At 75.6% G+C, this 25,227-nt stretch carries 27 protein-coding genes; 16 read left to right on the forward strand and 11 right to left on the reverse strand.

What is annotated here, in order from left to right:
* Positions 1–323 precede the first annotated feature (323 nt).
* The 5 genes from ABEB06_RS09055 (at position 324) to ABEB06_RS09075 (ending at position 3,916) form a co-directional block, all read left to right on the forward strand.
* On the forward strand, positions 324–1,385 hold the full coding sequence (locus ABEB06_RS09055; RefSeq protein WP_345696293.1) for a type III polyketide synthase: 1,062 nt from the start codon (positions 324–326) through the stop codon (positions 1,383–1,385).
* A gap of 6 nt (positions 1,386–1,391) precedes the next feature.
* The gene (locus ABEB06_RS09060) at positions 1,392–1,910 is read left to right on the forward strand and encodes an isoprenylcysteine carboxyl methyltransferase family protein (protein WP_345696294.1); all 519 of its coding nucleotides are present in this window, start codon (positions 1,392–1,394) and stop codon (positions 1,908–1,910) included.
* Positions 1,907–2,938: an NAD(P)/FAD-dependent oxidoreductase gene (locus ABEB06_RS09065; RefSeq protein ID WP_345696295.1), complete on the forward strand. Its 1,032-nt coding sequence runs from the start codon at positions 1,907–1,909 to the stop codon at positions 2,936–2,938. The genes ABEB06_RS09060 and ABEB06_RS09065 overlap by 4 nt, the downstream gene beginning before the upstream one ends.
* 100 nt (positions 2,939–3,038) lie before the next feature.
* Entirely contained in the window at positions 3,039–3,620 is a 582-nt protein-coding gene (locus tag ABEB06_RS09070; protein ID WP_345696296.1) for a hypothetical protein, read from the forward strand.
* Positions 3,617–3,916 carry a hypothetical protein gene (locus ABEB06_RS09075; protein WP_345696297.1) on the forward strand — a complete coding sequence of 100 codons (300 nt, stop codon included), beginning with the start codon at positions 3,617–3,619 and terminating at the stop codon, positions 3,914–3,916. The genes ABEB06_RS09070 and ABEB06_RS09075 overlap by 4 nt, the downstream gene beginning before the upstream one ends.
* A gap of 57 nt (positions 3,917–3,973) precedes the next feature.
* Here ABEB06_RS09075 and ABEB06_RS09080 read toward each other — a convergent pair whose 3' ends face one another.
* The 3 genes from ABEB06_RS09080 to ABEB06_RS09090 all read right to left on the reverse strand — a co-directional run bounded on the left by ABEB06_RS09080 (position 3,974) and on the right by ABEB06_RS09090 (position 6,744).
* Positions 3,974–4,858, reverse strand: coding sequence for an IS5 family transposase (locus tag ABEB06_RS09080; RefSeq protein ID WP_345696298.1), 885 nt, complete (start codon positions 4,856–4,858; stop codon positions 3,974–3,976).
* A gap of 111 nt (positions 4,859–4,969) precedes the next feature.
* Positions 4,970–5,800: an ABC transporter permease gene (locus tag ABEB06_RS09085; RefSeq protein WP_345696299.1), complete on the reverse strand. Its 831-nt coding sequence runs from the start codon at positions 5,798–5,800 to the stop codon at positions 4,970–4,972.
* Positions 5,797–6,744 carry an ABC transporter ATP-binding protein gene (locus ABEB06_RS09090; protein ID WP_345696300.1) on the reverse strand — a complete coding sequence of 316 codons (948 nt, stop codon included), beginning with the start codon at positions 6,742–6,744 and terminating at the stop codon, positions 5,797–5,799. The genes ABEB06_RS09085 and ABEB06_RS09090 overlap by 4 nt, the downstream gene beginning before the upstream one ends.
* A 215-nt stretch (positions 6,745–6,959) precedes the next feature.
* Between ABEB06_RS09090 and ABEB06_RS09095 the strand changes: the two genes are divergently transcribed.
* The 4 genes from ABEB06_RS09095 to ABEB06_RS09110 all read left to right on the forward strand — a co-directional run bounded on the left by ABEB06_RS09095 (position 6,960) and on the right by ABEB06_RS09110 (position 11,918).
* Positions 6,960–7,562: a COG4315 family predicted lipoprotein gene (locus ABEB06_RS09095; protein WP_345696301.1), complete on the forward strand. Its 603-nt coding sequence runs from the start codon at positions 6,960–6,962 to the stop codon at positions 7,560–7,562.
* Between the two features lie 307 nt (positions 7,563–7,869).
* Positions 7,870–9,522, forward strand: a complete 1,653-nt coding sequence (locus tag ABEB06_RS09100; protein ID WP_345696302.1) for an APC family permease — start codon at positions 7,870–7,872, stop codon at positions 9,520–9,522.
* Positions 9,523–9,662: 140 nt separating this feature from the next.
* Positions 9,663–10,682 (forward strand): phosphotransferase family protein, encoded by a 1,020-nt coding sequence (locus ABEB06_RS09105; RefSeq protein WP_345696303.1) that lies wholly within the window; start codon positions 9,663–9,665, stop codon positions 10,680–10,682.
* Between the two features lie 3 nt (positions 10,683–10,685).
* Positions 10,686–11,918: an acyl-CoA dehydrogenase family protein gene (locus ABEB06_RS09110; protein WP_345696304.1), complete on the forward strand. Its 1,233-nt coding sequence runs from the start codon at positions 10,686–10,688 to the stop codon at positions 11,916–11,918.
* Positions 11,919–11,979: 61 nt separating this feature from the next.
* Here ABEB06_RS09110 and ABEB06_RS09115 read toward each other — a convergent pair whose 3' ends face one another.
* The 3 genes from ABEB06_RS09115 to ABEB06_RS09125 are packed head-to-tail and all read right to left on the reverse strand — an operon-like array spanning position 11,980 to position 14,517.
* Positions 11,980–12,948 (reverse strand): NADPH:quinone oxidoreductase family protein, encoded by a 969-nt coding sequence (locus ABEB06_RS09115; RefSeq protein ID WP_345696305.1) that lies wholly within the window; start codon positions 12,946–12,948, stop codon positions 11,980–11,982.
* On the reverse strand, positions 12,945–13,730 hold the full coding sequence (locus tag ABEB06_RS09120) for an SDR family oxidoreductase (protein WP_345696306.1): 786 nt from the start codon (positions 13,728–13,730) through the stop codon (positions 12,945–12,947). Before ABEB06_RS09120 ends, ABEB06_RS09115 begins: the two co-directional genes overlap by 4 nt.
* A 31-nt stretch (positions 13,731–13,761) precedes the next feature.
* Positions 13,762–14,517 (reverse strand): SDR family oxidoreductase, encoded by a 756-nt coding sequence (locus tag ABEB06_RS09125; RefSeq protein ID WP_345696307.1) that lies wholly within the window; start codon positions 14,515–14,517, stop codon positions 13,762–13,764.
* Between the two features lie 115 nt (positions 14,518–14,632).
* On the opposite strand from ABEB06_RS09125, the gene ABEB06_RS09130 reads away from it, so the two are divergent.
* Both ABEB06_RS09130 and ABEB06_RS09135 read left to right on the forward strand, forming a co-directional pair.
* On the forward strand, positions 14,633–15,244 hold the full coding sequence (locus ABEB06_RS09130; RefSeq protein ID WP_345696308.1) for a TetR/AcrR family transcriptional regulator: 612 nt from the start codon (positions 14,633–14,635) through the stop codon (positions 15,242–15,244).
* A gap of 91 nt (positions 15,245–15,335) precedes the next feature.
* Positions 15,336–16,175 (forward strand): DUF2470 domain-containing protein, encoded by an 840-nt coding sequence (locus ABEB06_RS09135; protein ID WP_345696309.1) that lies wholly within the window; start codon positions 15,336–15,338, stop codon positions 16,173–16,175.
* Positions 16,176–16,463: 288 nt separating this feature from the next.
* On the opposite strand, the gene ABEB06_RS09140 is transcribed toward ABEB06_RS09135, so the two are convergent.
* Complete coding sequence (locus ABEB06_RS09140) at positions 16,464–17,234, reverse strand: VOC family protein (RefSeq protein WP_345696310.1); 771 nt, start codon at positions 17,232–17,234, stop codon at positions 16,464–16,466.
* A 164-nt stretch (positions 17,235–17,398) separates the two neighbouring features.
* On the opposite strand from ABEB06_RS09140, the gene ABEB06_RS09145 reads away from it, so the two are divergent.
* The 3 genes from ABEB06_RS09145 to ABEB06_RS09155 all read left to right on the forward strand — a co-directional run bounded on the left by ABEB06_RS09145 (position 17,399) and on the right by ABEB06_RS09155 (position 21,275).
* Positions 17,399–18,622: an NAD(P)/FAD-dependent oxidoreductase gene (locus ABEB06_RS09145; protein ID WP_345696311.1), complete on the forward strand. Its 1,224-nt coding sequence runs from the start codon at positions 17,399–17,401 to the stop codon at positions 18,620–18,622.
* A 43-nt stretch (positions 18,623–18,665) separates the two neighbouring features.
* Entirely contained in the window at positions 18,666–19,673 is a 1,008-nt protein-coding gene (locus ABEB06_RS09150; protein ID WP_345696312.1) for an SCO2583/SCO2584 N-terminal domain-containing protein, read from the forward strand.
* A gap of 357 nt (positions 19,674–20,030) precedes the next feature.
* Complete coding sequence (locus tag ABEB06_RS09155) at positions 20,031–21,275, forward strand: MFS transporter (RefSeq protein WP_345696313.1); 1,245 nt, start codon at positions 20,031–20,033, stop codon at positions 21,273–21,275.
* A gap of 62 nt (positions 21,276–21,337) precedes the next feature.
* Here ABEB06_RS09155 and ABEB06_RS09160 read toward each other — a convergent pair whose 3' ends face one another.
* Positions 21,338–21,601, reverse strand: a complete 264-nt coding sequence (locus ABEB06_RS09160; protein ID WP_345696314.1) for a DUF1876 domain-containing protein — start codon at positions 21,599–21,601, stop codon at positions 21,338–21,340.
* Positions 21,602–21,773: 172 nt separating this feature from the next.
* Between ABEB06_RS09160 and ABEB06_RS09165 the strand changes: the two genes are divergently transcribed.
* Both ABEB06_RS09165 and ABEB06_RS09170 read left to right on the forward strand, forming a co-directional pair.
* Positions 21,774–22,616, forward strand: a complete 843-nt coding sequence (locus ABEB06_RS09165; protein WP_345696315.1) for a YndJ family protein — start codon at positions 21,774–21,776, stop codon at positions 22,614–22,616.
* Positions 22,613–23,143, forward strand: a complete 531-nt coding sequence (locus ABEB06_RS09170) for a DUF1990 domain-containing protein (protein WP_345696316.1) — start codon at positions 22,613–22,615, stop codon at positions 23,141–23,143. The genes ABEB06_RS09165 and ABEB06_RS09170 overlap by 4 nt, the downstream gene beginning before the upstream one ends.
* A 45-nt stretch (positions 23,144–23,188) precedes the next feature.
* Here ABEB06_RS09170 and ABEB06_RS09175 read toward each other — a convergent pair whose 3' ends face one another.
* The 3 genes from ABEB06_RS09175 to ABEB06_RS09185 form a co-directional block, all read right to left on the reverse strand.
* Positions 23,189–23,863: a zf-HC2 domain-containing protein gene (locus ABEB06_RS09175; RefSeq protein ID WP_345696317.1), complete on the reverse strand. Its 675-nt coding sequence runs from the start codon at positions 23,861–23,863 to the stop codon at positions 23,189–23,191.
* Positions 23,860–24,441, reverse strand: a complete 582-nt coding sequence (locus ABEB06_RS09180) for a sigma-70 family RNA polymerase sigma factor (RefSeq protein WP_425559595.1) — start codon at positions 24,439–24,441, stop codon at positions 23,860–23,862. Before ABEB06_RS09180 ends, ABEB06_RS09175 begins: the two co-directional genes overlap by 4 nt.
* A gap of 154 nt (positions 24,442–24,595) precedes the next feature.
* The gene (locus tag ABEB06_RS09185) at positions 24,596–25,168 is read right to left on the reverse strand and encodes a COG4315 family predicted lipoprotein (RefSeq protein WP_345696319.1); all 573 of its coding nucleotides are present in this window, start codon (positions 25,166–25,168) and stop codon (positions 24,596–24,598) included.
* Positions 25,169–25,227 lie beyond the last annotated feature (59 nt).

Below are 25,227 nucleotides of genomic sequence, written 5' to 3' on the forward strand. Positions count from 1 at the left end.
GAACGGCGACACGCAGCGCAACGGGCACGGCCACCCCGCCCCGGACCCGCCTGCGGCGGACGCCGCCGCGGCGTCACACCCGGGAAGCGGCGACGCACAGCCCGACGCACGCGGCAGCACACAGGCCCCGCACCTGCGGCGCACCCGGCAACGGCCGATCACCGCAGGTACGGACAGCGCCGCCCCCGCAGAGCGGCGACACGCAGCGCAACGGGCACGGGCGCCCCACCGCGGCGGCACACCCGCGGAGCGGCGGTGGGCGGGACGCGCCCGGTGTGGGTGGGTTGGCGGGTGGATGTCGGGTTCTTCCCTATTCTGGGCCGGTGACACGGATCGCGGCAGTGAGCGGGGTGCTTCCGCCCCACCGTTACGGCCAGGGCGAGTTGGCGGATGCGCTGGCCGCGCTGCGGCCGCCGGGCGCGGACCGGGCGGTGCTGGACCGGGTGTACGGCGCGGCCGGGGTGACGACCCGCCACCTCGCGTTGCCGCTGGACGCGTACGCCGGGCTGACCGGTTTCGGCGCCGCGAACGACGCATTCATCGCGGCCGCGCTGGAGCTGGGCGGCGCAGCCGTGGAGCAGGTGCTGGCGGCGTCGGGCGTGGCGGCGTCGGAGGTGGACCTGGTGGTGTCGACCTCGGTGACGGGCATCGCGGCGCCGTCGATCGAGGCGCGGCTCGCGGGCCGGCTGGGCCTGCGGCCGGACGTCCGCCGGGTGCCGGTGTTCGGTCTGGGGTGCGCGGCCGGCGCGGCGGCGGTCGGCCGCCTGCACGACTTCCTGCTGGGCCGCCCGGACGGGGTGGCCCTGCTGCTGGCGACGGAGTTGTGCTCGCTCACCCTGCAGCGCGCGGACCGGTCGACGGCGAACCTGGTCGCCACCGCGCTGTTCGGCGACGGTGCGGGCGCGCTGCTCGCGGTCGGCCCGCGGCATCCGGCGTTCGCCGGGGCCGGTCCGGAGGTGGTGGCCTCGCGCAGCCGGCTCTACCCGGGGACCGAGCGGCTGCTGGGCTGGGACATCGGTGACGAGGGCTTCCGGATCGTCCTGGGCGCCGAACTGCCGGAGTTGGTGCGGCTGCACGTCGGTGAGGAGGTGTCGTCGTTCCTGGCGGAGCACGACCTGAAGCCGGGTGACGTGGCGGCGTGGATCTGCCATCCGGGCGGCCCGCGGGTCCTGGACGCGCTCCAGGAGGAGCTGGGCCTGCCGCCGTCCGCGCTGGAACCGAGCCGCCGCTCGCTCGCGTCGGTGGGCAACCTGTCGTCCGCGTCGGTGCTGCACGTGCTGCGCGACGCGCTGGCCGCCGAGTCGCCACCGCCGCCGGGCGGGTACGGGCTGATGCTGGCGCTCGGGCCCGGGTTCGCGTCCGAACTCGTGCTGCTCCGCTGGTAGTCGGCGATGCTCGCGTACACCGTGCTGGTGCTGCTGGTCGCCGTGGAGCGGCTGGCCGAACTCGTGGTGGCCCGGCGCAACGCGGCGTGGAGCCTGGCGCGCGGCGGCACCGAGTACGGGCGGGGCCACTACCCGCCGATGGTGCTGCTGCACACCGGGCTGCTGGCCGGCTGCCTGCTCGAGGTGTGGTCCGGCCAACGGCCGTTCCTGCCGTGGCTGGGCTGGCCGATGCTGGCGGCGGTGCTCGGCGCGCAGGCGCTGCGCTGGTGGTGCATCGCCACGCTCGGGCCGCGCTGGAACACCCGGGTGATCGTGGTGCCGGGGCTGCCGCTGGTCGGCGGCGGACCGTACCGGTGGCTGGCGCACCCCAACTACGTGGCGGTGGTGGTCGAGGGGTTCGCGCTGCCGCTGGTGCACACGGCGTGGGTGACGGCGTTCTGCTTCACGGTGCTGAACGCGTGGCTGCTGGCGGTGCGGGTGCGCTGCGAGGAGCGGGCGCTGACGCTGTGCCGGGTGGCGGCGTGATCGACCTGCTGGTGGTCGGCGGCGGGCCGGCCGGGCTGGCGACGGCCGTCCACGCGGCGCTGGCGGGCCTGGAGACGGTGGTGCTGGAGCAGCGGCCCGCACCGGTGGACAAGGCGTGCGGCGAGGGGCTGATGCCCTCGGCCGTCCGGCCGCTGCGGGAGCTGGGGGTGGAGCTGCGGGGCCGGCCCTTCCACGGGATCCGCTACGTCGAGGCGGACGGCGCCCGGTGCGCGGAGGCCCGGTTCACGGCCGGCCCGGGGCTCGGGGTGCGCCGCACCGAGCTGCAGGCGGCCCTGGCGGCGCGGGCGGCGGAGCTGGGCGTCCGGACCGTCCGCGGCCGGGCGGTGGCCGAGGTCGAGCAGGACGCCGCCGGGGTGCGGCTGGGCGGGCTGTCGGCGCGGCACGCGGTGGCGGCGGACGGGCTGCACTCGCCGTTGCGGCGCGCCCTCGGCCTGCACCGCCCGCAGCGCGGCGGCCCGGCGGCCCGGTACGGGCTGCGCCGGCACTACGCCGTCCCGCCGTGGAGCGACCTGGTCGAGGTGCACTGGGCACGCCACGCGGAGGCGTACGTGACACCGGTCGCCGACGGGGTGGTGGGGGTGGCGGTGCTGAGCGGCGAGCGGGCGCCGTTCGACCGGCAGCTGGCGCGGTTCCCGCGGCTGGCGGAGCGGCTGCCGGAGGCGGCGGCGGTCTCGGCGGTCCGCGGCGCGGGGCCGCTGCGGCAGCGGGCGGCGGCGCGGGTCGCGGGGCGGGTGCTGCTGGTCGGCGACGCGGCGGGGTACGTGGACGCGCTGACCGGCGAGGGCGTGGCGATGGCGGTGGCGTCCGCCGAGGCGCTGGTCCGGTGCGTGGTCGCGGGGCGCCCGGAGGCGTACGAGCAGGCGTGGCGCCGGGTGAGCCGGGACTACCGGCTGCTCACGGAGTCCCTGCTGTGGGCCCGGCGCCGACCGCTCCTCGCCGACCGGATCGTGCCCGCCGCCGCCGCCCTCCCGGCCCTCTTCCGCGCGGGAGTGAACCTGCTCGCGTGACCGACCGCCCCGACCGCCCCCGCCGCGCCCCCGGCCCCGCCCTGGCGGGGCCCTGCGGCCCCCGGTGCCGGTGTCCGTCGCCCTACCGGAAGGAGCGTGCATGGCCGAGGAGCCCCCGGAGTGTCCCCGGTGCGGGCACGTGGACCTGACGGCGGTGCTCGGGGCCGACTACGAGCGGAAGGCGGCCCGGCGGCGGCGTCGCGGGTTGACGCTGCTGCTGGTGTGTTGCGCGGTCCTGCTGCCGTGGATCGGCTACCTGGCGGCGAACCTCCCGGTGCGGTACGAGTCGCAGCAGTGGCGGGCGGCGTGGGTGGGTTTCGACGTGGCGCTGCTGTGCGCACTGGCGGCGACGGCGTGGTACGGCTGGCGGCGCCGGCAGCTGCTGGTGCCGTGGGCGCAGGCGGCGGCGGTGCTGCTGCTGTGCGACGCGTGGTTCGACGTGCTGCTGTCGTGGGGCACCCGGGACCTGCGGGCCGCGTTGCTGACCGCCCTGCTGCTGGAGCTGCCGCTGGCGGCGTTGCTGCTGGTGAGAGTACGGGGGATCCTGCGCACGGTGCTGCGGATCTACTGGCACCTGGCCCGGCTGCCGGGCGATCCGCCGCCGCTGCACCGGGCGCGGCTGCTGGTCGATCCGTCGCCGCCCGGGAGGAGCGGGCCGGAGCGAGGGACACTGGATGCATGAATGACTCACGCGACGGCACCGCCGGCGGCGGGGACATCTTCCACCCGCCGGTGGTGGTGCGGCCGCCGACGCACGGCGCCAAGCCGTACCGCCGGGTGGAGATCTACGGGCGGACGGTCGGCAAGGCGTTCACGGCGGAGGACGTCGCCGAGTTCGTCCGCCGGGCGGGTGTGGCCGATCCGGACCTGGACGATCCCGATCTGGTGGGTTGGCGCGGGGGCGGCCGCACGGTCTGGGCCGCCGAGCAGGCCGCCCCCGGACCCCACGCCCCGGAGGCCCCGGCACCCGCCGAATAGCGACCTGACCGGGCCTCCGCCCTCGGAGCTCTCAGAAAGTGTTGGGTAATCGGATGATTACTCGTTCTTGAGGTCGTCGGCGAGGCGGCGGGCCGCTTCGGTCTCGATGGGACCGTGCGGTTCGATCTCCTCGCCGGCGAGGCGGGCGGCCATGAGCCGGATCATCGCGACCTTGATCATCGCTTCGGCGTGCGCGGTCTTGCGCTCGTAGTCCCGTGCCAACCGTCTGCACCGTCCCAGCCAGGAGAATGTCCGCTCGACCACCCACCTGCGGGGCAGTACCTGGAACCCTTTCACATCGGCGTTGCGCGGCACCGCAACGATCTCCAGCCCTTCGTGCTCGGCCGCCCAGCCGACCAGTCCCGCGTCGACCACGTTCACGTATCCGCCGTCCACCCAGACCAGCCCGACCTGCGGAAACGAGCTCCGGATCCCGGCGAGAACCAACTTCGCGCCCGCCCGGTCCTGCACCGAGGCCGAGTGCACCACCGCCCGCAGCACCAGTCCGCAGGTGTCCACCAGCAGGTGCCGCTTGCGGCCCCGCACCCGTTTGCCGGCGTCGTAGCCGACCGCCTGCCCGCCCTGGTGGCTGCGGGCGGACTGCGAGTCCAGCACCGCCGCCGAGGGCTGCGGATCCCGCCCGTCCGCCACCCGCACCCGCTCGCGCAGCGTGTCGTGGACCCGGTTCCAGGTGCCGTCCGCAGTCCAGGCCCGGAACCACCGGTAGGCCGCGTCCCACGGGGCCAGATCGTGCGGCACCAACCGCCAGGCGCAACCGCTGACCAGCACATACAGCACCGTGTCCACGACCAGCCGGCGCGGGAACTTCAGCGGCCGACCCGCCCTGCGCGGATCCCGCACCGGCAGCAGCGGCTCGATCACCGCCCACTGGGCATCCGTCAACGACGAGGAATAGGAAGGCTTGCACGCACAGACACACATGGCGGTGATCTTCACGGACACCGTGGCCGCAAAGATCACCGCCAGGGCATCACACCAAGCAGTTGATCAATTACCCAACACTTTCTCAGACGGCGCCCTCGGACGGCGCCCTCAGACGGCCCGCCGGTAGAGCCGGACGCCCAGCGGGGCGAAGACGGCGACGATGCCCACGTCCCAGGCGAGGGCGTGCCAGACCTGCTCGGCCGCGGGGCCGCCGAGCATCAGGGCGCGGACCGCGCCGGCGGTGATGGTGACGGGCTGGTGCTCGGCGAACACCTGGAGCCATCCGGGCATGGTGGCGACGGGGACGAACGCGGACGAGGCGAAGACCAGCGGCGCGAGCACCGGGAAGGACGCGGCCATCGCGGTCTCGGGGTCGCGGACGGCGAGGCCGACCACCGCGAAGATCCAGGACATCGCGAAGCCGAAGGCGAGGACCAGCAGCGCCCCGCCGAGGTAGCCCCAGACGCCGGTGTGCACCCGGAACCCGACGGCGAACCCGACGCCGGTCATCAGCAGGACGACGAAGACGTTGCGGGCCAGGTCGGCGGTGGTGCGGCCGGAGAGGACCGCCGAGCGGGCCATCGGCAGCGAGCGGAAGCGCTCCATCAGGCCGGTCTGCAGGTCGGTGGCGAGGCCGATCGCGGTGTTGACCGCCCCGAAGGTGACGACCTGCACGAAGACGCCGGGCATCAGGTAGTCGACGTACGGGACGCCGTGCAGGGCGGCGCCGACGACGCCGCCGAAGACGTAGCGGAACATCAGCACGAAGACGATCGGCTGCACGGTGGAGAAGATCAGCAGCCGGGGCACCCGGCGCAGGGCGATCAGGTTGCGCCCGGTGACGGCGAGGCCGTCGCGGACGGGGGCGAGCAGCCGTTCGCCCAGCGGTTCGGCGTCGGCGCCGGCGTCGGCGCGGGCTTTCAGGGGGGTCGCGGTCACGTCGGGCCTCCGGTGCGGTGGCCGGTGAGGGCGAGGTAGACGTCGTCCAGGCTGGCCTCGCGGACGGCGATGGTGCGCGGGGCGAGGGCCTCGCCCTCGAGCAGGTGGAGCAGGTCGAGCAGCAGCAGCGAGCCGTCGGGGGTGGCGAGCCGCAGGAGGGCGCCCTCCTGTTCGGGGGCCAGCCGCAGGCGGTCGCGGACCAGGCCGGCGGCGCGGGCGGCGCGCGGGTCCTCGCCCATGCCGAGTTCGATGACGGTGGTGCCGAGCCGCGCCTTGAGGACGCCGGGCGCGTCGTCGGCGACCACCCGGCCCTCGGCGAGGACGGCGACCCGGTGGGCGAGCCGGTCGGCCTCCTCCAGGTACTGGGTGGTGAGCAGGACGGTGGTGCCGTCGGCGACGAGTTCGCGGATCAGCTGCCACAGGGCGGTGCGGCTCTGCGGGTCGAGTCCGGTGGTGGGTTCGTCGAGGAAGAGCACGGGCGGGTCGGCGACCAGCGCGGCGGCGACGTCCAGGCGGCGGCGCATCCCGCCGGAGTAGGTGCGGACCGGCCGGTCGGCGGCTCCCGTGAGGTCGAAGCGGTCGAGCAGTTCGGCGGCGCGCGGGGCGAGCCGGGTGGCCGGGAGGCGGGTGAGCCGGCCGATCAGCCGGAGGTTCTCGCGGCCGGTGAGGTTGGCGTCGACGGCCGCGTACTGGCCGGCCAGGCCGATCAGCCGGCGGACGGCGGGGGCGGCGGCGACCACGTCCCGGCCGAGCACCTCGGCGCGCCCGGCGGTGGGCCGCAGGATCGTGGTGAGGATCCGGATCGCGGTGGTCTTGCCGGCGCCGTTGGGGCCGAGCAGGCCGAAGACGGTGCCGGCCGGCACCGCGAAGTCGATCGCGTCGAGTGCGGTGACCCCGCCGAACCGTCTGGTCAGTCCGGCGACCCGGATCGCGGGCGCGGTCATCGGGGCACCCCCTGTCGCGTGGCTGCTCCTGCGGGGCCTCGTCACGGTGGCAGGGCCTCATGCCCAGTGTCGACCGGACCGGCCGGGGTCGACCATCCAGGGCAGCGGGCTCACTCCATCCGCCGACCGGGCGGCCCCTGGAGTGGCCGGGCGGGCGGTGCCGGGCGGTAGTGGAGGCAGTACCGCCCGTACCCCTTCCGTCCGTAGGAGTCTCCGTGACCCGGTACCGTCCGTCCGCCGTCCCGGTCGCCGCCGTCCTGCTGGCCGCCGCGGCCGGCGCGTGCGCCCCGCCGCCGACCCTCGCCCCGCTGCCGGCGCTCTCGCCGAGCCCGGAGCAGTCCGCGCTCTCCCCCTCGGCGGCCGCGGCGCAGGCCGCCCAGGCCGCGCAGGGCGCCGCGGCGTCCGCGGCCGCGCAGCCGTCTCCGTCCGCCTCGCCCGCCGCGACCGGCGCGGGCACGGTGGTGTCGCTGGTCAGCGTGGGCCGGCTCGGCCCGATCCTGGTGGACGACCAGGGCCGCACGCTCTACCTGTACGGCGCCGACTCCTCGACCCGCTCGACCTGCGCCGAGGAGTGCGCCGCGGCGTGGCCCGCGCTGCTCACCCTGGGCGATCCGGTGGCGGGCGCCGGGGTGGACGAGGGGCTGCTCGGGGCGGCACAGCGCGGTGACGGCACGGCCCAGGTGCTCTACAAGGGCCACCCGCTGTACCGCTGCGCGGCGGACCGGGTCTCCGGTGACACGGCCGGCCAGGAGAGCGAGGAGTACGCGGGCGTCTGGTACGCCGTCAACGCGCTCGGCGACCCGGTCCGCGGCGGCTGACGAGACGTCAGCTGTCCGCATGGTGAGACATAGTCCCCGCCGGTAACCGGCGCGACGCCGCCCGATTCCTTTCATTCTTATGCATGCCACCGTGAATAGATGCAATCAGCGGGGATTCCTCAAGTGAGGCTCAAATTCTCGTGAAACCGATCCTGACCTGCATGTATGCCAAGCATCTCGGTTTTGCAAAAATGGCGGCCCGAATATAACTATTCGGATTCGAGGACTGTTGCCGGGCCATGGCGGCTGCCTAGCGTGGGGCACCTCTCAGCACCCCTGCCCCTCACCGAGAGGTCCTGCTTCCCCCATGGCATCTGTCGACCAGCTGGTCTCCTCAGTCTCCCCACCGACCGGAAAGCCCGGGCGCTCGCTGCGCCGGGAGGTCGGGCTGATCGGACTCCTCTGGGCATCCGTCGGGTCGATCATCGGCTCCGGCTGGCTGTACGGCGCGAAGAACGCCGTCGTCGTGGCCGGCCCGGCCGCGATGATCTCCTGGGGCATCGGCGCGGTCGCGATCGTGCTGCTCGCCTTCGTGCACGCCGAGCTCGGCGGCATGTTCCCGGTGGCGGGCGGCACCGCGCGCTACCCGCACTACACCTTCGGCGGCCTGGCCGGCATGTCGTTCGGCTGGTTCTCCTGGCTGCAGGCGGCCACTGTCGCGCCGATCGAGGTCGAGGCGATGATCGGCTACGCCGGCCACTGGGAGTTCGCCAAGGGCTTCCTGAACGACAACGGCACCCTGACCACCAGCGGCTTCGTGGTCGCGGTGTTCCTGATGGCGGTCTTCGTCGCGGTCAACTTCCTCGGCGTCCGGGTGCTGAGCCACACCAACTCGATCACCACCTGGCTGAAGATCGCCGTGCCGCTCGGCACCATCCTGGTGCTCGCGGTCACCAACTTCCACGGCTCCAACTTCACCTCGCACGGCTTCGCGCCGTTCGGCGTCAAGGGCGTGCTGAGCGCGGTCAGCGCGAGCGGCATCATCTTCGCCCTGCTCGGCTTCGAGCAGGCCATCCAGCTGGCCGGCGAGAGCAAGAACCCCAAGCGCGACATCCCGCGCGCGGTGCTCGGCTCGGTCGCCATCGGCACCCTGATCTACGTCGGCCTGCAGGTGGTCTTCATCGGCGCGCTGCCGGTCAGCTCCTTCGTCAACGGCTGGGACAACCTCGACTTCCCGGGCATCAGCGGCCCGTTCGCCGGCCTGGCGACCCTGGTCGGCCTCGGCTGGCTGGCCTGGGTGCTGTACTTCGACGCGATCGTCTCCCCGGGCGGTACCGGCCTGATCTACACCACCTCCACCTCGCGGATCTCCTACGGCCTCTCCAAGAACGGCTACGCCCCGCAGCTGTTCGAGCGGATCGACAAGCGCGGCGTGCCGTGGTTCGGCCTGACCATCTCCTTCGTCACCGGCGTGGTCTGCTTCCTCCCCTTCCCGAGCTGGCAGGAGCTGGTCGGCTTCATCGTCTCCGCGAGCGTGCTGATGTACGCCGGCGCCCCGCTCGCCTTCGGCGCGCTGCGCCGCCGGCTGCCCGCCCACGAGCGCCCGTACCGCCTGCCCGGCGGCGGCCTGATCGCCCCGCTGGCGTTCGTGGTCTCCAGCCTGATCATCTACTGGGCCGGCTGGCACACCCTCTCCCGCCTGGCGGTCGCCATCCTGATCGGCTACCTGCTGCTCGGCAGCTACGCGGCGTACGCCATCCGCAAGGGCCTGCCGAACGCGCCGAAGCTGGAGTGGCGGGCCGCCCAGTGGCTGCCGGTCTACCTGGTCGGCATGGGCCTGATCTCCTGGCAGGGCGGCTTCGGCGACGGCACCGGCAACCTGCCGCTGGGCTGGGACATCGCCGCCGTCACCGCCTTCTCGGTGGCCGTCTACGCCTGGGCGACCCGGGTGGCGCTGCCCGCCGAGGCGATCCAGCGCAACATCGAGGACGTCGAGGTGGTCGACGAGGGCGGCCACTGACCCCCTGGACCAGCACCGCTGAGCGGGGCCCGACCGGTACCGGACCGGTCGGGCCCCGTTTCCGTTCTTCCGCCCCGCGCCTCCTCCACCTATGCTAAGCAAGCGCTTAGTCACGCTTCACCCCCGCGAGGAGGACCCCCGTGCCCGACACCCCGCCCGGCCTCGACCTCGACCGGCTGCGGGCCCGGCTCGACGCCGACCTGCCCGGTACCGTCACCGGCCCCCTGCGGGCCCGCCTCTTCGAGGGCGGCCGGTCCAACCTCACCTACCTGCTGGAGGACGGCGAGCACCGCTGGGTGCTCCGCCGCCCGCCGCTCGGCCACGTGCTCGCCACCGCCCACGACATGGCCCGCGAGTACCGGGTGCTGGCCGCCCTCCACCCGTCCGCCGTGCCGGTCCCCGAGCCGCTGCTGCTGGTCGAGGACACCGGGCCGATCGGCGCGCCCTTCTACCTGATGCGGTACGTCCCCGGCACCGCGCACCGCGACGCCGACGAGCTCGCCGCCCTCGGCCCGGAGCGGACCCACGCCCTCGGCCTGCACCTGGTGGACACCCTGGTCGAGCTGCACTCCGTCGACCCCGGAGCGGTCGGCCTCGCGGACTTCGGCCGGCCCGAGGGCTTCCTGGAGCGCCAACTGCGCCGCTGGGGCAAGCAGCTGGACGCCAGCCGCTCGCGAGAGGTGGCCGGGCTCGACGCCCTCGCCGCGCGGCTCGCCGAGGCCCTGCCGACCTCGCCCGCGCCCGCCCTGGTGCACGGCGACTACCGGCTCGACAACGTCCTGGTCGGGCCGGACGACCGGATCCTCGCCGTGCTGGACTGGGAGATGTCCACCCTCGGCGACCCGCTGACCGACGTCGGCCTGCTGGTGATGTACACCGAGCTGGCCCGGCGCTTCGACGGCGTGCTGCCCGGCGCGGCGCTCGCCCCCGGCTTCCCCCCGGCCGCCGAACTCGTCCGGCGCTACGCCGAGCTGTCCGGCCGGGACGTCTCCGGGCTCGGCTGGTACACCGGCTTCGCCTCGTTCAAGCTCGCGGTGGTGCTGGAGGGCATCCACTACCGCCACAGCCAGGGCGGCACGGTCGGCGCCGGCTTCGACCGGATCGGCGAACTGGTGCCCGCCTTCGTGCAGTTCGGACTGGAATCACTCAAGGAGAGCTGAACCGTGGACTTCTCGTACGACGCCCGCACCGAGGAGCTGCGCGGCCGGCTGCTCGCCTTCATGGACGAGTTCGTGTACCCGGCCGAGCCGGTGCTCGCCGCCCAACTCGCCGACCCCGCCCGGGAACCGTGGACCGTCCCGGCGGTGATCGGCGAACTGAAGGCGGCGGCGAGGGCCCGCGGCCTGTGGAACCTGTTCTTTGTGGACAAGCACGGCCTGCCCGGGGAGGAGGGCGCGGGGCTGACCAACCTGCAGTACGCGCCGCTCGCCGAGATCACCGGGCGCTCCGTGCTGCTCGCGCCGCCCGCGCTCAACTGCGCCGCGCCCGACACCGGGAACATGGAGCTGCTCGCCCAGTTCGGCAGCGAGGAGCAGAAGAAGCAGTGGCTGGAGCCGCTGCTGGCCGGCGAGATCCGCTCCGCCTTCGCGATGACCGAGCCGGACGTCGCCTCCTCGGACGCCACCAACATCACCACCCGGATCGAGCGCGACGGCGACGAGTACGTGGTCAACGGCCGCAAGTGGTACATCACCGGGGCGATGAACCCGGACTGCCGGATCCTGATCGTGATGGGCAAGACCGACCCGGACGCGCCCGCGCACCGGCAGCAGTCGATGATCCTGGTGCCGCGCGACACCCCCGGGGTGACGGTGGTGCGCGGGATGACCGTCTTCGGCTACCCGGACGAGGACCACGGCGGCCACGCGGAGATCCTCTTCGAGGACGTCCGGGTGCCGGCCGGCCACCTGATCGGCGAGGAGGGCTCGGGCTTCGCCATCGCCCAGGCGCGCCTCGGACCGGGGCGGATCCACCACTGCATGCGGGCGATCGGCGTCGCCGAGCGGGCGCTGGAGCTGATGTGCCGCCGGGTCGTCGAGCGGGTGGCGTTCGGCAGGCCGCTGGCCGAGCAGGGCGTGGTGCAGGACTGGATCGCCGAGGCGCGGGTCCGGATCGAGCAGGCCCGGCTGCTGGTGCTCAAGACCGCCTGGCTGATGGACACCGTCGGCAACCGGGGCGCGCACACCGAGATCCAGGCGATCAAGATCGCCGTCCCGGCGACGGTCGAGTGGATCCTCGACAAGGCCGTCCAGGCGCACGGCGCGGCCGGCGTCAGCCAGGACACCGCGCTCGCCCAGCTCTGGGCCGGCAACCGCACCCTGCGCCTGGCCGACGGCCCGGACGAGGTGCACAAGCGCTCGCTGGCCCGCCGGGAGCTCAAGCGCCACCTCGGCTGACCGCGACACGGAGGAAGGGGCGCGGGGAACCGGTTCGGTTCCCCGCGCCCCTGACGCGTTCCTACGGGACGATCGCCAGCCGCCCGGTGGTGGTGCCGTCGGCGACCGCCTGGACGGCCGAGGCGGCTCCGGCCAGCGGGTGGCGGGCGCTGACCAGGGGTTTGACGACGCCCTTGGCGGCCAGCGCGGTGAGCTCGCGGTGGCAGTGGGCGACGGCGGCCGGGTCGTGGGCGTTGTAGAGGCCCCAGTGCAGGCCGAGGATGGCGTAGTTCTTCACCAGGGCGTGGTTGAGGCCCGGCGCGGGGATGGTGCCGCCGGCGAAGCCGACGACCAGGATCCGGCCCTCGAAGGCGATGCACTTGGTGGAGCCGGTGTACGCGTCGCCGCCGACCGGGTCGAAGACCACGTCGGCGCCGCGCCCTCCGGTGGCGGCGCGGACGGCGGCCACGAAGTCCTCGCCGTGCCGGTCGACCACCAGGTCGGCACCCAGCCCGCGGGCGACGGCGGCCTTCTCCGGGCCGCCGACGACGCCGATCACGGTCGCCCCGGCGGCCTTGCCGAGCTGGACGGCGGCGCTGCCGACCCCGCCCGCGGCGGCGTGCACCAGCAGGGTCTCACCGGGGCGCAGCGCGGCCCGGCGGTGCAGGCCGAACCAGGCGGTCTGGTAGGCGATGTGGAGGGCGGCGGCCTCGGCGTCGTCGAGGGCGTCGGGGGCGGGGAAGGCGCCGGCGGCGTCCATCAGGGCGTACTCGGCGAAGGCCCCGGCGGGGACGGCGGCGGTGCCGAGGACGCGCTCGCCGCGGCGCGGCCCGTCGGCGATCTCGCCGCAGAGCTCGACGCCGGGGGTGAACGGCAGCGGCGGGCGGACCTGGTAGTGGCCGCGGACCATCAGCGCGTCCGGGAAGTTGACCGCGGCGGCCCGGACCCGGACCAGCACCTGTCCGTCGCGGGCGACGGGTTCGGCGACGTCCTCGGCCAGCCGCATGACCCGGTCGGGCTCGCCGAGTTCGGTGACCTGCCAGGCCCTCATGCGGACTCCTCGCGGCTGTCGATGGCCTGCTGGAGGCGGCTCATGCCGTCCAGCCAGCGGTCCGGGGTGGTGGCGCGGGCCGCGTAGTAGTCGGCGACCTCGGGGTGGGGCAGGATCAGGAAGCGGTCGGCGGCCATCGCGTCGAGGGCCGCCTCGGCGACCTGCGCCGGTTCGATGGCGGTCGGGGTGAGCAGCACCTTGCCCGCCTCGCCGGTGGAGTCCAGCATCCGGGTGCGGACGCCCTGCGGGCACAGCGCGTGGACCTTGATGCCGCGGTGCCGGTAGGTGGCGGAGAGCCACTCGGCGTAGGCGAGGGCCGCGTGCTTGGTGACCGAGTAGGGCGCCGAGCCGAGCATGGTGAGCATGCCCGCCGCGGAGACGGTGGACAGGAAGCGGCCGCGGCCGCGCTCCAGCCAGTCCGGCAGCAGCAGGCGGCTGGCCCGGACGTGGGCCAGCACGTTGACGTCCCAGCAGAGTTCCCAGACCTTGGGATCGGCGTCCGGGCCGCCGGACGGGCCGACGCCGGCGTTGGCGCAGTACAGGTCGATGGTGCCGAGGGCGTGGCGGGCGGCGGCGACCAGGTCGGCGACGCCCTCCTCGGTCGCGGCGTCGCCGGGGACCGCCACGCCGCCGACGGACTCGGCGACCTCGCGGGCCGCGTCGGCGTCCAGGTCGTTGACCACGACCCGGGCGCCGGCCGCCGCCAGGGCGGTCGCCAGCGCCGCGCCGATGCCGTGGCCGGCGCCGGTGACCACGGCCCCCTGGCCGGTGAAGGCGTTCATCGTCCGGCCTCCTCGCGGCCGGCCGGGCCGGTCACAGCCCGCCGCCGAGGGTGAGGCCGCCGTCCAGGACGAGGGTCTGGCCGGTGATCCAGCCGGCCTCGGGCGAGAGCAGGAAGGCGACGGCGCCCGCGATGTCCTCGGGCAGGCCGAGGCGGCGCAGCGGGTAGGCGGCCGCGACTTTCTCCTCGCGGCCCTCGTACAGCGCCTCGGCGAACCTGGTCTTCACCACGGCGGGGGCGACCGCGTTGACCCGGATGCCGGGGCCGAGGTCGACGGCGAGCTCGGTGGTGAGGCGGATCAGGGCGGCCTTGGAGACGCCGTACATGCCGATGCCCTGGGAGGCGCGCAGGCCGGCGACCGAGGCGACGTTGACGACGGCGCCGCCGTGCTCGCCCATCCACGCGTCGCGGGCCCGACGGGTCCAGGCGAGCGGCGCGAGCACGTTGACCGCGAAGATCTTGGCGGCGGCGTCCGGGTCGGTGTCCAGGACCGGGCCGTAGAAGGGGTTGATGCCGGTGTTGTTGACCAGCAGGTCGAGCCGGCCGAACGCCTCCATGGTGCGGGCGACCGCCTCCTCCTGGTGCGCGGCGTCGTCGGCGCGGCCGGCGACGGCGATCGCGTGGTCGGGGCCGCCGAGCTCGCGGACGGCCTCCGCCAGCGGCTCGGCGCCGCGGGCGGTGACGCAGACCTTGGCACCGCGCTGGACGAGTTCGCGGGCGATGCCGAGGCCGATGCCACGGCTGGCTCCGGTGACCACGGCCACCTGGCCCTTGAAGGAGAGGGTCATCGCCGGACCTTTCACTGTGAGGCTGACTAAGCGCTTGCTCAGCATCTTGGTGCGGGGCCACACTGTCAACAGCCCGGCACCGGCCGGTCGCGACGGATCTGCGAGGATTGGGCCCATGAGCGAGCAAGCCACCGCCGACCTGTGGCCCGGGGAGAGCACCGAGGCGGCGCGGCGGCTGCTGCTGGCCGCGGTCGACTCCTTCGCCCGGCGCGGGTTCCACGCCACCACCACCCGCGACATCGCCACCGCCGCCGGGATGAGCCCGGCCGCGCTCTACATCCACTACCCGTCGAAGGCCGCCCTGCTGGCCGAGATCTCCCGCACCGGCCACCAGGCCACCCTCGACCTGGTCGAGCGCGCGGAGGCCGGCGGCGACGAGCCGGTGGCCCAGATGCGCACCCTGGTCGAGGAGTTCACCCGCTGGCACGCCCGCGGCCACACCGTCGGGCGGATCGTCAACAACGAGCTGCACGCGCTGCCCGAGGAGGACTTCGCGGCCGTCGCCGCGCTGCGGATCCGGATCGAGGAGACCGTGCAGCGGATCATCGCGCGCGGCGTCGAGGCGGGCGCCTTCGAGGTCCCCGACCTGCGGACCGCCGCCCGCGCGGTCACCTCGCTCGGCGTGGACGTCGCCCGCTGGTACACCGACCGCAGCAGCGAGTCGCCGGAGGAGCTCGGGCGGCGGTACGGGGTGCTGGTGCTGCGCATGCTGGGAGCCAAAGCCTGAGCCCCGCCCGGCGCGCGGCGCGCGGCCGCCACCACTTCCCAAGGACTCTCGACTTAGGTTAGCCTAGCCTTACCTGATCGAGGAGGCCTGGATGCCCGACGCCGACCACCAGTCCGTCGCCGCCCGCGTCGCGCCGCGACCCGCCCGCCGACGCGCCGCGCCCGTCCCGGCCGCCGCCGAACGAGCCCGCACCCTGCTGGAGTTCGCCTCCTCCGTGGTGCTCGACGTGCCCGGCGTCGACCTCACCGCCCGGCCCGGCATCCCGCCGCTGGTCGCCTGCACCGTCCTGCCCGACGGCACGGTCGCCGTCCTCGTCGACACCGACTCGCCGCTCCACCGGATCGCCGCCGTCGCCGCCCTCTCCCACGACCAGCGGCCCCTCGCCGAACTGGAGGCGGTCGACGTCGCCCCCGTCGCCGTCCCCCACCGCATCCGCGGCCGCGCCCACGTCCGGGGACGGCTCGCCCTCGCCCCCGCCGACTCCCGGGAACGGATCGCCGCGCACTTCCCCCGCCACTCCCCCACCGGGCGGGCCGTGCTCCACCTCCACCCCGACCACCTCGCCGTCGACGACCTCTGGGGCAGCGAGTGCTGCGTCGACCCGGCGCTGCTCGCCGGCGCCGCCCCCGACCCGGTCGCGGGCCAGGAGGCCGGACTGCTCCAGCACCTCGCCGCCGCCCACGCCGACCAACTGTACGCGCTCGGCGCGCAGGCCCTCGCCCACCCGGCGGCCGCCGGCGACCTGGCCGCCCACGAGCTGGTCGGCGTCCGGCCGGTCGCGCTCGACCGGCACGGCCTGCGCGTGCGCCTCCTCGGTGCCGGCCCGGACGGGCCGGTGCTCGACGCCCGCTTCGAGTTCCACCACCCGGTCACCGGCCCGGACGACCTCCCCGAAGCCATCCACCGCCTCTTCACCCACCGGACCGGCTGACCCGGACGCAGGCCGCACCGCCACAGCGGCACCTGGGGGCTGCCCGGACCACTCCCGCTGCGGCGGGCCGCCGGGGCCGCCGCCCCCGCGACCGCGCGCCCCGACCGGGGACGACCCACGCGCGTCCGCGCGCAGCGCCGGGCCGCCGGGCGTTCCCCGCGGAGCGGGCCGGCGTTCGGGCGGAACGGGGTGGCGCGCCCGGCGCCCGCTCGGACCGCCCCGGACCACTCCCGCTGCGGCGGGCCGCCGGGACCGCGGGACTCGCGGCAGCGGTCTTTGCCCGGCGGGTCAGAGTGCGGGGCCGATGACCGAGAAGAGGCCGCCCTCGGGGTCGGCCAGGCGGGCGACGCGGCCGTACGGGGTGTCGGTGGTCTCGCCGGCGGCGCGGCCGCCGAGCTCGGCGGCGCGGCGGACGGCGGCGTCGGTGTCGGCGACGGAGAAGAACACCTCCCAGTGCGGTGCCACGTCCTTCGCCGTGTGCAGGGCGGCGACGCTGCGGCCCTCGGAGCGCAGCACGACCCGCTCGTGCTCGTACCGGACCTCGAAGTGCGAGGGGTCGCGGCCGTCCCAGCGGAACACCTCGCCGTAGAACAGCGCGGCGGCGAACGGGTCGCCGGTGCGCAGTTCGATCCAGACGGGGGCGCCCGGGGTGGCCGTCCAGCTGTCGTCGCCGGGTTCGCCCTCCCAGATGCCGAACGCGGCCCCGGCCGGGTCGGCGGCGAGCACCAGCCGTCCGGCGTCGAAGGCCAGCGGGCCGACGCCCAGGGTGCCGCCCCGCTCGCGGACGCCCTCCGCGGCGGTGTCGGCGCTCTCGGTGCCGAAGTAGGTGGTCCAGGCGACGGGAGGCTGCCAGTCGCCGGCGACCACGCCGATCCCGGCGACCTCGACGCCCTCGACCGCGGCCCGCAGGTAGGGCCCCCAGCGGTCCGGACCGGGGACGAACTCCCAGCCCAGCAGCGGCCCGTAGAACGCCTTGGCGGTGTCCAGGTCACGGGCCATCAGGCTGACCCAGCACGGCGCGGCCGGAACACAGCGCACCCTGGCCGTCTGCTCACCCATCCAGCCGTCTCCTTCCGAGGTCACTGGCTCCCGCCCAGCCTAGGTGTTCAGGTTCCGATCGAGTGGGCACGACATCCGCCCTGGCGCGGCTCGTCCGGGTGGGCGGTCGCGGGTGCGAAGGTCGAGGAGGGCGTCGGGACGGCGGCCCGGGAAGGAGAGACGGCATGGATGACGCGTTCGTGATCGTGGGGGCGGGCCTGGCGGGTGCCAAGGCCGCCGAGGCGCTGCGCGCGGAGGGCCACGCGGGGCCGGTGGTGCTGATCGGCGAGGAGGGCGAGCGTCCGTACGAGCGGCCGCCGCTGTCCAAGGACTACCTGCTGGGCAGGGCCGGGCGGGAGAAGATCTTCGTCCACCCGGCCGACTGGTACCGCGAGCACGACGTGGACCTGCGCCTGTCCACTGCGGTGACGGCCGTGGACCCGGCTGCCCGGACGGTCACCCTGGCGGGTGGCGAGCGGCTCGGCTTCACCCGCCTGCTGCTGGCGACCGGCTCCTCGCCGCGCCGGATCCCGGTGCCCGGTGGGGACGCCGAGCACGTGCTGTACCTGCGTCGGGTGGAGGACAGCGAGCGGCTGCGCGCGGCGTTCCGGCCGGGCGCCCGGGTAGTGATCGTCGGCGCGGGCTGGATCGGGCTGGAGGCGGCGGCCGCGGCCCGGGCGGCGGACTGCGAGGTCACCGTGCTGGAGGCGGCGGAACTGCCGCTGCTTCGGGTGCTCGGCCGCGAGGTGGCGCAGGTCTTCGCGGACCTGCACCGGGCCCACGGCGTGGACCTGCGCTTCGGCGTCCAGGTCGCGGAGATCCGGCCGGACGCGGTGCTGCTGGGCGACGGCACCGCGGTGCCCGCCGACGCGGTGCTGGTCGGCGTGGGCATCTCCCCCGACACCGGCCTGGCGGAGGCCGCCGGCCTGGCGGTGGACAACGGCGTCCGCACCGACGAGCACCTGCGCACCTCGCACCCGGACGTGTTCGCGGCTGGCGACGTCGCCAACGCCTTCCACCCGCTGTACGGCCGGCCGATCCGGGTGGAGCACTGGGCGAACGCGCTCAACCAGCCCGCGGTCGCCGCGAGGTCGATGCTCGGCCGGGACGCGGTGTACGACCGGGTGCCGTACTTCTTCACCGACCAGTACGACCTCGGCATGGAGTACACCGGCTACGCCGAACCCGGCGGCTACGACCGGGTGGTGTTCCGCGGCGACGTCGCGGGCCGGGAGTTCATCGCCTTCTGGCTGGCCGCCGACGGCCGGGTGCTGGCCGGGATGAACGTCAACGTCTGGGACGTCGTCGACCCGATCCGCGCGCTGTGCCGCTCCGGACGCCCGGTCGACGCCGGACGCCTCGCCGACCCGGCCGTCCCGCTCACCGACCTGGCGGACGCAGCGTCCTGACACCCCGTGCGGGCCCGTCCGGGGGTGCGGGCATACTGGCGCGGTGCCGATAGCCGACGATCCCGACCCCCGCCCCGCCGACCGGCCCGAGCCGGAGGGCGGCGACCCGTTCGAGGGGCTGGTCCTCGACGAGTCCTTCGTCCGCGGCGCCGCCGTGCAGGAGCCCTCGGCCCGCACCCGGATGCTGACCGCCCGCTGGCGGGTCGAGCCCCCGGTCGACCCGGGCGGCCGCCGCTGGTCGCCGACGCCCGTCCGCACGGCGGCGGTCGGCGGGCGGCGCCGGGTCCGGCTCCGGCACGTGGTGATGGCCGCCGCGGTGGTCGCGGTGACGGCGCTGACCGTGGCGGTCGGCCCGCAGAGCGGCCTGATCAACGGCCTGTCCGGCCTGCGGGACCGCGCCGCGCAGGCCGCGCCGCGCCCGGCGGCCGACGTCCCGCTGCCCGGCGGGGGCGTCTCCGACGGCAGCCGGTGCGGGCAGAAGGACTACCACCACTTCCCCCTGCCGTCGGCCGCCCCGGCCGTGCCCGTCGGCTTCGTCGAACAGGACGACCCGCCGCCGGGCCCGCAGCTGGACCTCCACGAGTACGGATTCATGAAGCACGGCAGCGACCCGGGTGACTTCACCTTCACTCTCGTGCTCGGGCCGGGCGGCGACCGCCCGCTGGACCTCACCGAGCCGCTCGGCCCGGAGGGCGTGGCGGTCGAGATCGAAGGCCCCGACGGCCTGGTCGGCGGGGCGCACCACCTGCCGGTCACCATGGACGGGGCGACCACGCACAGCCCGGACGGGAAGATCCGGGTCGGCCGGGAGGACGGCGCGACCGCCACCGTGACCATGCCGGCCGAGGCGCTCTGCCCCGGCTTCGACGGCCTGGCGGTCCAGAAGCAGCTGGTCGCGCCCACGGACGCGAACAACACGATCACCGGTCAGCCGTCGTACACCCTGACCGTGTCGATCTCCGACCCCGCCGTCGGCGACCTGCGCCGCCTGGCCGGCGCACCGGAGCACGGAAACGTCCTCAGCGCCGACAACGGCGTCCCCGGCCACTGACCCGTAGACGGCCCGCACGGCCCGGGCCGACCCGTTCGGACCACGGCGACCCAGCACTCGGCACCCCCCGGCCGGAGGCCTGGGCGAGTCCCTGCGGCAAGGGCGCCTGGGGCACCCGGCGAGCAGGCGCCGCGGCGCACCACCCTGCCGGAGGCCAAGGGCACACGTGGCCCGGCAGCGCCGAGTCCGTGCGGCAGAGCCGCCTGGGGCCGCCGCGGGCGTGCGTCGCGCTGTGGGCGGGGGCGCCTCCCGGCGGGCGTGGTTCGGCGGCGGCTGACCGGCGTGGTCGGGGGGCGACGGCCTACGCTGGGCGTCGATCACTTGCGGCCCGGGGGCGGGCTGGGACGGGGGGCCGGGATGGGGAGCAGGCTGATACCGCCCGCGGGGGTGGGGCGGCGGCTGGCCGGGGCGCAGTTGGCGAGCGCGTTGGGCGACGGCGCGTATCTGGTGACCTCGGCGCTGTACTTCACCCGGGTGGTGGGGCTGTCGGCGTCGCAGGTGGGTATCGGACTGACGGTGGGCTGGGCGGTGGGCGCGTTCGCCGGGGTGCCGCTGGGGCACCTGGCGGACCGGCGCGGCCCGCGCGGCACGGCGGTGCTGCTCGCGGTGGCCACCGCGGTCGCGGTGACGGCGTTCCTGACGGTCGGCTCGTTCGCCGGGTTCGTGCTGGCGGCGGTGGTGTACGGCTGCGTGCAGACCGGCCTGTCGGCGGCCCGGCAGGCACTGCTGGCCGGACTGGTGGAGCCGGAGCGGCGGACGGAGATCCGGGCGTACCTGCAGTCGACGGTGAACGCGGGCCTCGCGGTGGGCGCCGCGCTGGGCGGCGTGGCCCTGCACGTCGACACCCGCGCCGGGTATCTGACCGTGTTCGCGCTGGACGCGGCGAGCTTCCTGCTGGCGGCCGTCCTGCTGCTGCGGCTGCCGGCCGTCCCGCCGGTGCCGTCCGCGCCCGGCGAGCCGCGGCTCGCGGTGCTGCGGGACCGCCCGTACGCGCTGGTGGCGCTGATCAACGCCGTGATGCTGCTGTACATGCCGCTGCTGTCGCTGATCCTCCCGCTGTGGGTGGTCCGCTGGACGGCGGCGCCGGACTGGACCGCGGCCGCGCTGCTGGTGCTGAACACGCTGAGCGTGGTGGCGTTCCAGGTGCGGGTGGCCCGGGGCGTGACGTCGGTCGGCTCGGCGGGCCGGTACGTGCGCCGGGCGGGGCTGCTGCTGGGGCTGTCCTGTGCCGGGTTCGCGGCCTCGGCGGCGGGCGGTTCGGGCTGGGCGGCGGCCGGGGTGCTGGTGGCGGCGGGCGCGGTCCAGGTGCTCGGCGAGATGATGCTGGCGTCGGGTGCGTGGGAGATCGGCTTCGGTCTGGCCCCGGCCGACCGACAGGGCCAGTACCAGGGCTTCTTCGGGACCGGCGTGGCCGTGGCGAGGACGCTCGGCCCGGCGCTGCTGACCACGCTGGTGCTCGGCTGGGGCCCGCCCGGCTGGCTGGTGCTGGGCGGGGTCTTCGTCGCCGCGGGCGCGGCGATGGCGCCCGCGGCGCGCTGGGCCGAGCGCACCCGGCGCCCGGGCACCGCCGTTCCGGCCGCCGCGCCCGTCGAGGCCGGGTAGCCCGGACGGCCGGTGGGGCGGTCGGCCGGTGGGGCGGAGGCCCGGTCAGCCGGTGGGGCGGGTCACATCAGCGGGGAGTCGGGGGACCTGCCCTTCAGCTCTCCGTGGGCCTTGGTCAGCAGTTGCATGGCGAGTTCGTTGAGCGCCCGCGCGCCGGCCACCTCTTCGCCGACCCGCAGCTGCGGGGCGTCGGCGTGGTGGCGGGTGCTGAAGCCGTGGGCGCGGAGTTCGGTGCCGTCCGCGAGGCGGACCATGGCGGCGGCCTTGGTCCGGTCGCCGTCCTCCTGGAACTCCATCTCGATGTGCCATCCGACGAGCGTGTGCATGGCCGCCACCTCCGGGGTGCGGGTCCGGCATTCCGGTCATTCCAGCGTGCGCGCCGACCCGCCCGGGGTCCACCCCACCCCAGTGTTGAACATGTTCAATTCGCCGGGGTAGAGTCGGCGACGCTTCGATTTGAACACGTTCAATGCAACGTTCGACCATGGGGGACGTCCGATGACCATGCTGGTCGACCTCATCGTGCTGCTCGGCATGCTGGTCGTACTGCCGCTCGGCCTCGGCCTGCTCGACGGGCCCGCCGCCCGGCTCGCCCGCCGGTGGCCGCTGCTCGCCGCACCCGGCGCGGTCTGCCTCTGGCTGCCGCGCGGACCGCTCGCCACCGCACTCGCCGCCTGCTACGCCGCCGCCACCGCCCTGCTCGCGGTGCTCGCTCTCCGCCGCGCCGCCGCCCTGCGGCGGGCCGCCGGACCGGCGGACCTCTGCCGGGAGCTCGCCGCCGTCACCGCGCTCGCCGCGCCGTCCGTCGCCGGCCTCGCCCTGGTCGCCGAACGCTCCGGCCACCGGCTGCTCGGCTTCGACCTCGACATCCTGGCGCTCACCGTGCCGCACTTCCACTTCGCCGGCTTCACCGCCGCCCTGGTCGCCGGGCTGGTCTGCCGCGCCGCCCCCGACCTGGCCGCCGCCCGCTGGGCCGCGCTCAGCGTCCCCGCCGGCACCCTGCTGGTCCTCGCCGGCTACTTCGTCGACGACTGGGCCGAGCTGCTCGGCGCGCTGGTCCTCACCGCCGGCATGTGGCTGGTCGGCCTGACCTGCTGGCGCGACCTGCGCCACCGCGCGCCGGACCGGCTCACCGCCGCGCTGCTCGCCACCTCCTCGGCCGTGCTCGCCGCCACCATGCTGCTCGCCCTGTGGTGGGCGGCCGGCGAGGCCGCCGACCTGCCCCACCCCACCCTGACCTGGATGGCCGCCACCCACGGCCTGGGCAACGCACTCGGCTTCGCCCTGTGCGCCGTCCTCGCCTGGCGCCGTCTCGCCCACCGACCGGAGACCCAGCGATGAACACCGCGCACAACTACCCCGAGGTCGGCGCCGTCACCCGGCCCGGCCCGCTCCCCGCCGGCTACAACCACCTGCACCACCGCGCCCTGATCGGCCACGGCCGCGAGGTGCTGGAGGCGGCCGGGGAGTCCGTCACCACCTTCCGGATGCACCGGGAGGCCGGCGTCCACGTCGAGACCGACGGCGCCCGCGCCGAGGTCGGGCTGCCGGTCCGCTGCACGATCGGCGTCGGCCCGCTGCGGGTCGGCGCACCGTGCCGGGTGGTGTGGACCGCGTACGAGAGCGACCGGATCGGCTTCTCGTACGGGACGCTGGCCGGCCACCCCGAGTGCGGCGAGGAGGTGTTCCAGGTGGAGCTGGCCCCCGACGGCCGGGTGTGGTTCACCGTGACCGCCTTCAGCCGCCCCGGCCGCTGGTACACCCGGCTCGCCGGGCCGCTCGTCCCGTTCCTCCAGCACCAGTACGCCCGGCACTGCGGCCGCACCCTGCGCCGCCTCGCGGCCGCCCGCCGACCGGGTGCGCACTGATCGCGTGCACCGACCGGGCGCGCCGTCCGGCCGCGCCGGGCCCGCTCAGCCGCGGGCCGGGACGGCGACCAGCAGCCGGCCGGTGTCCAGGGTGCGCACCTCGAAGCGGTCGATGCCGGACGGGCCCAGCGCCGCGCCGCCGGTGGTGCGCACCGGCCCGTCCCGGTAGCCGTCGGCCGGCACCGACCAGGTGGTGACGGTCTGCCGGGCGCCGTCCGGCGCGACGGCCACCAGCTCGCAGGCGAGCGGCCCGTGGGCGCCGCCGAGCGCGAGGGTGACCTCGCTCCCCCAGGCCCGGGGCGCCACGCCGATCGAGGCCGAGACCCCGGTGGCCGGGTCGGTGGCGGTGAACCGCTGCTGCGCGACCGCGACCTGGGCGGTCGGCTGGGTGAGCGCCCAGGTGGCGGCCGGCCCGCCGACGACCAGGACGGCGGCGCAGGCGGCCAGCGCCAGCCGGCGGATCCGGCCCTTGCGGCGGGCGGCGGTCACCTCGGCGACCAGCCGGTCCAGCAATTGCGGGCGGGGCTCGGGCAGCGGATCCGGCCCGGACTCGGCGGCGAGGTCGGCCAGCAGCGGGGGGAGGGCGGCGAGGCCGTCCAGTTCGGCGGCGCAGCGCGGGCAGTCGGCGAGGTGCCGTTCGAAGCGTCCGCGGTCGGCCGGGGAGAGGACGCCGAGCGCGTACGCGGCCGCGTCGTGGTGGTCCTCCGGGCGCGGTGTCACGGTGTCACCCCTCGTTCCTCGAGTGCGAGCCGCAGGGCCCGCAGCGCGTAGAAGATCCGTGACTTCACGGTGCCCGGCGGGACGCCGAGCAGGTCGGCCGCCTCGTCGACGGTCCGGCCCTCGAAGTAGGTCTCCACGATCACCTCGCGGTGGGCGTCGGTGAGGTCGCCGAGGGCGTCGGCCACGGTCATCAGGCGCAGCACCCGGTCGAGCCCGTCCTCGGCCGGGAGGCCGGCGAGCGGCGCCGGGTCGACCTCGCGGGGGCGGGCGAGCCGGCGGCGGTGGCCGTCGATCACGATCCGCCGGGCGACCGCGACCAGCCAGGGGCGCAGGCTCTCGCGGGTGGTGTCCAGGCGGTCGATGGTGCGCCAGGCGCGCAGCATCGTCTCCTGCACCACGTCCTCGGCGCGCTGCCGGTCGCCCGCGACCAGTCGCAGGACGTGGCCGAGGAGCGGTCCGGCGTGCTCGCGGTACAGCGCCCGCATCAGCTCCTCGTCCGGCACGGCGCCGGGCGGCCCGCCGCGACCGGGGTGACCGGCCGGGCGCGGGTGCTCGGTCACGGCGCCATCCTCGCGCACCTGCTCCTCCGGGGTCGACAGGAAGCGGGGCCTCCCCCGCCGGGCCCCTCAAGTCGGGGGCCGCCGCGGTCGATAACCACAGGAGTGCGGCGCGGGCGCCCGCGCCGCACCCTCCGGGCCCGCCTCACCTTCCGGGCCCGCCGGACCCTGCGGCTCAGTAGCCGTAGCCGCCGCTCGGGCTCGCGGGCGGCGGGGTCGCGGGCTGGGTGCCGGTGCCGGCCCTGGCGCCGGTCGGGGTGGCCGCGAACCAGGTGCCGTTCACGCCCTGGCCCTTGGTGTCGCCGGGCTCGGTGTCGGCGGCGTACCGGTAGAGCGGCCAGCCGTCCAGGGTGAGCTGCTGGGTGCCGTCGGTCCGGGTGACCGTGGAGACCAGCTTGGCGTCGACACCCTTGAGCTGCGGGTTCGCGCCACCGGCGGCGGGCGGCCAGGTGGTGGCGCAGGTGCCGGTGCAGTTCGACGTGGACGGGGCGTTGGTGTCCTTGTCGAAGCGGTAGAGGGTGTGGCCCTGGCCGTCGGTGACCACGGTGCCGAGCGGGGTGTCGGCGGTGGTCAGGGCGGGCTGCTGGGCGGGGGCGGTCGAGGCGGGCGGGGAGCCGCTGCCGCTGCTGCCGGAGCCGCCGCCGTAACCGCCGCCGGAGCCGCAGCCCGCGGCCAGGGCGGCGACGGCCGCGACCCCGGCGGCGACCCGGGCGAGCTTGACGGCGTGGGTGGGAGTGCTGCGCGTCATGGTGCGTCCCTGGGCTGTCGACGGGCGCGGTGTGCACCCGTCCACCCCGGGGTACGCGC

Source organism: Kitasatospora terrestris (assembly GCF_039542905.1).
Lineage (GTDB): Bacteria > Actinomycetota > Actinomycetes > Streptomycetales > Streptomycetaceae > Kitasatospora > Kitasatospora terrestris.